At 61.0% G+C, this 3956-nt stretch carries 3 protein-coding genes; all 3 read left to right on the forward strand.

The features are described from left to right. Positions 1–220 precede the first annotated feature (220 nt). From QMX93_RS30080 to QMX93_RS30090, 3 genes are read left to right on the forward strand one after another with little or no spacing between them, the layout of a single operon-like run. A complete protein-coding gene (locus QMX93_RS30080; RefSeq protein WP_282359215.1) occupies positions 221–1885 on the forward strand; it encodes an AMP-binding protein in 1665 nt (554 codons plus the stop codon). Between the two features lie 16 nt (positions 1886–1901). Then, complete coding sequence (locus tag QMX93_RS30085; protein WP_282359216.1) at positions 1902–2663, forward strand: SDR family NAD(P)-dependent oxidoreductase; 762 nt, start codon at positions 1902–1904, stop codon at positions 2661–2663. A gap of 12 nt (positions 2664–2675) precedes the next feature. Beyond that, positions 2676–3869 carry an acetyl-CoA C-acyltransferase gene (locus QMX93_RS30090; protein WP_282359218.1) on the forward strand — a complete coding sequence of 398 codons (1194 nt, stop codon included), beginning with the start codon at positions 2676–2678 and terminating at the stop codon, positions 3867–3869. Positions 3870–3956 lie beyond the last annotated feature (87 nt).

The raw sequence follows: 3956 nt of genomic DNA on the forward strand, positions 1-3956 counted from the left end.
CTGCCGAAGGCTGCGATCTTTTGATCCTGTTCTAAAAAAATAAACGTCAAAAGATCGCAGCCTTCGGCAGCTCCTACAGGGAGGGCGATGTTGAGCTGTCTTGGCCAAACCAGTCAGCCACTTTGATGGCTTTGACCATTGCCCCAACCCCCGCACAGCGCGACTATCCCTCTGTTGTTTACGGTTCCCAGCCTAATAAAAACACAGAGGGATTCTGGCAATGCGCGATTACTTGTCTGCCACCACACAGTTCAACTATCAGCACACCGTGGAAGCCGCGCTCAGCGGTACGCTGGAGGCGCTCAACGCCTGCGTCGAATGCTGCGACCGCCACGCCTTGCCCGGGCGCATTGCGCTGTTCTGGGAAGGTCGCGACGGCGCCAGTGCGACGTACACCTTCAGCGACCTGCAGGACAAAGCTGCGCGTTTCGCCAATTTCCTTCTCGCTCAGGGCGTGCAGAAGGGTGACAAGGTCGCCGGCCTGCTGCCGCGCAACATCGAATTGCTCATCACCGTGCTCGCCACCTGGCGCATCGGCGCGGTCTATCAACCGCTGTTCACCGCGTTCGGCCCGAAAGCCCTCGAACATCGCCTGAACAGCTCCGGCGCCAAAGTCGTGGTCACCGACGCGGTCAACCGGCCGAAACTCGCTGAAGTCGCCGATTGCCCAACGCTGGTCACCGTCGGCGGCGCCAAAGGCCAGGGCATCGTCCGTGGCGATTTCAGTTTTTGGGCCGAACTCGCCAATTATTCCAACGTCTGCGAACCGGTGCTGATGACCGGCGAAGACCCGTTTCTGCTGATGTTCACTTCGGGCACCACCGGCCCATCGAAAGCGCTGTCGGTACCACTCAAAGCCATCGTCGCGTTCCAGAGCTACACCCGCGATGCCGTCGATCTGCGCCCGGAAGATGCGTTCTGGAACGTTGCCGATCCAGGCTGGGCCTACGGCATCTATTTCGGCGTCACCGGCCCGTTGTCGATGGGCCACCCGATCACCTTTTACGATGGCCCATTCACCCTCGAAAGCACCTGCCGGGTGATCAACAAGTACGGCATCACCAACCTCACCGGTTCGCCGACGGCCTATCGTCTACTGATTGCTGGCGGTGACGAGTTCGGCAAGTCGATCAAGGGCAAATTGCGCATCGTCAGCAGCGCCGGCGAGCCGCTGAACCCGGAGGTGATCCGCTGGTTCGCCGACAACCTCGGCGTGGTTATTCACGATCACTACGGCCAGACCGAATTGGGCATGGTGCTGTGCAACCACCACGGCCTCGACCACGCGGTACACATCGGCGCTGCCGGTTTCGCCTCGCCGGGGCATCGCATTGTCGTACTCGATGATCAGTACCACGAACTCGGTGTCAGCCAGCCCGGCATCCTCGCCATCGACCGTCCGCAATCACCGATGTGCTGGTTCGGTGGCTACGAAGGCGCGCCGACCAAGGCCTTCGTCGGCGATTACTACTTGAGCGGCGACACCGTGGAATGGAACCCGGACGGCAGCATCAGTTTCGTCGGCCGCAGCGATGACGTGATTACCACCTCCGGCTATCGCGTTGGCCCGTTCGACGTCGAAAGCGCGCTGATTGAGCACCCGGCGGTGGTCGAAGCGGCGGTGGTCGGCAAGCCGGATCCGGAGCGCACCGAACTGGTCAAAGCTTTTGTCGTGCTGAGTGCGCAATACCGCGCCGCGCCAGAGCTGGCCGAGGAACTACGGCAACACGTGCGCAAGCGTCTGGCGGCGCATTCGTACCCGCGTGAAATCGAATTTGTCAGCGAATTGCCCAAGACCCCGAGCGGCAAATTGCAGCGCTTTATCTTGCGCAACCAGGAAATCGCCAAGGCTCAAGAGGCCGCGGCGCATAACGTTTCAGCTTGAATCAGGAAAGACAGTCATGCAGATCGAGAACAAGGTTTTTATCGTCACCGGCGGCGCATCCGGCCTCGGTGCGGCCACCGCTGAATTGCTGGTGAATGCCGGCGCCAAAGTGATGTTGGTGGACATGAACGCCGAAGCGGTTGCCGCTCAGGCTCAGCGTCTGGGCGCGCAAAGTGTGGTGGCTGACATCAGCAACGAAGCCGCTGCCGAAGCTGCTGTGCAAGCGACGGTCGCCGCATTTGGCAGCCTCAATGGTCTGGTCAACTGCGCTGGCATCGTGCGTGGCGAGAAAATCCTCGGCAAGAACGGCCCGCATGCGTTGAGCAGTTTCGCGCAAGTGATTAACGTCAACCTGATCGGTAGCTTCAACATGCTGCGTCTGGCCGCTGCGGCGATTGCCGAATCCGAAGCCAATGCCGACGGCGAACGCGGCGTGATCATCAACACTGCCTCGGTCGCGGCGTTCGACGGCCAGATCGGTCAGGCAGCTTACGCGGCATCCAAAGGCGCAATCGCCAGTCTGACTCTGCCCGCCGCCCGTGAACTGGCGCGTTTCGGCATCCGCGTGATGACCATCGCCCCGGGCATTTTCGAAACCCCGATGATGGCCGGCATGACCCCGGAAGTCCGCGACTCGCTGGCCGCCGGCGTACCGTTCCCGCCGCGTCTGGGCAAGCCTGCCGAATACGCTGCAATGGTTCGGCATATCATCGAAAACAGCATGCTCAACGGCGAGGTGATCCGTCTCGACGGCGCCTTGCGCATGGCCGCCAAGTAAGGAGGATTTGTCATGACCATTTCCAACGATCCGATTGTTATCGTCAGCGCCGTGCGCACGCCCATGGGCGGCTTTCAGGGCGAACTGAAAAGCCTCACTGCGCCGCAACTCGGCGCCGCGGCGATCAAGGCTGCGGTTGAACGCGCCGGTGTTGCCAGTGATTCGGTTGATGAAGTGCTGTTCGGTTGCGTATTGCCGGCCGGCCTCGGTCAGGCGCCCGCGCGTCAGGCTGCGCTGGGCGCCGGGCTGGACAAGTCGACCCGTTGCACCACCGTCAACAAGATGTGCGGTTCGGGCATGGAGACCACCATTCTCGCTCACGACATGCTGGTCGCCGGCAGTGCCGATGTGGTGATCGCGGGTGGCATGGAGAGCATGTCCAACTCGCCGTATCTGCTGGATCGTGCTCGCGCCGGCTACCGCATGGGCCATGGTCGCGTGCTCGACTCGATGTTCCTTGATGGCCTCGAAGACGCTTACGACAAGGGCCGCTTGATGGGCACCTTCGCGGAGGATTGTGCCGAGACCAACCATTTCAGCCGCGAGGCTCAGGATGCATTCGCCATCGCCTCGACCACCCGCGCTCAGCAGGCGATTCAGAACGGCAGCTTCAAGGACGAAATCGTCCCTCTGACCGTGACCGTCGGCAAAGAGCAGGTACTGATCAGCAACGACGAGCAGCCACCGAAAGCCAAACTCGACAAGATTGCCTCGCTGAAACCGGCGTTCCGCGAAGGTGGCACGGTGACGGCAGCGAACTCCAGTTCGATTTCCGATGGCGCGGCGGCGTTGGTGCTGATGCGTCAATCTCAGGCGCAGAAGCTGGGGTTGAAACCGCTGGCGGTGATTCATGGTCACGCGGCGTTCGCCGACACCCCCGGCTTGTTCCCGGTGGCGCCGATTGGGGCGATCAAGAAATTGATCAAGAAAACCGGTTGGTCGCTGGATGATGTCGATCTATTTGAGGTAAACGAAGCGTTTGCCGTGGTCGGCATGGCGGCCATGACGCACCTGGAAATCCCGCATGACAAGTTGAACGTGCATGGCGGTGCGTGTGCGCTGGGCCATCCGATCGGTGCTTCCGGTGCGCGGATTCTGGTGACGTTGCTCTCGGCCCTGCGCCAGCGAAACCTCAAACGCGGTATCGCTGCGATCTGCATTGGCGGCGGCGAAGCCACGGCCATGGCCGTGGAATGCCTCTACTAAACACACCACCCCTGTAGGAGCTGCCGCAGGCTGCGATCTTTTGACTTTGATTTTTGGAAAACAAAAGCAAGATCAAAAGATCGCAGC

The organism is Pseudomonas sp. PS01303, from assembly GCF_029959385.1.
GTDB lineage: Bacteria > Pseudomonadota > Gammaproteobacteria > Pseudomonadales > Pseudomonadaceae > Aquipseudomonas > Aquipseudomonas rustica.

Coding starts and splice junctions, on each gene's coding strand:
- QMX93_RS30080 (WP_282359215.1), top strand. CDS start 221: ATGCGCGATTACTTGTCTGCCACCACACAGTTCAACTATCAGCACACC.
- QMX93_RS30085 (WP_282359216.1), top strand. CDS start 1,902: ATGCAGATCGAGAACAAGGTTTTTATCGTCACCGGCGGCGCATCCGGC.
- QMX93_RS30090 (WP_282359218.1), top strand. CDS start 2,676: ATGACCATTTCCAACGATCCGATTGTTATCGTCAGCGCCGTGCGCACG.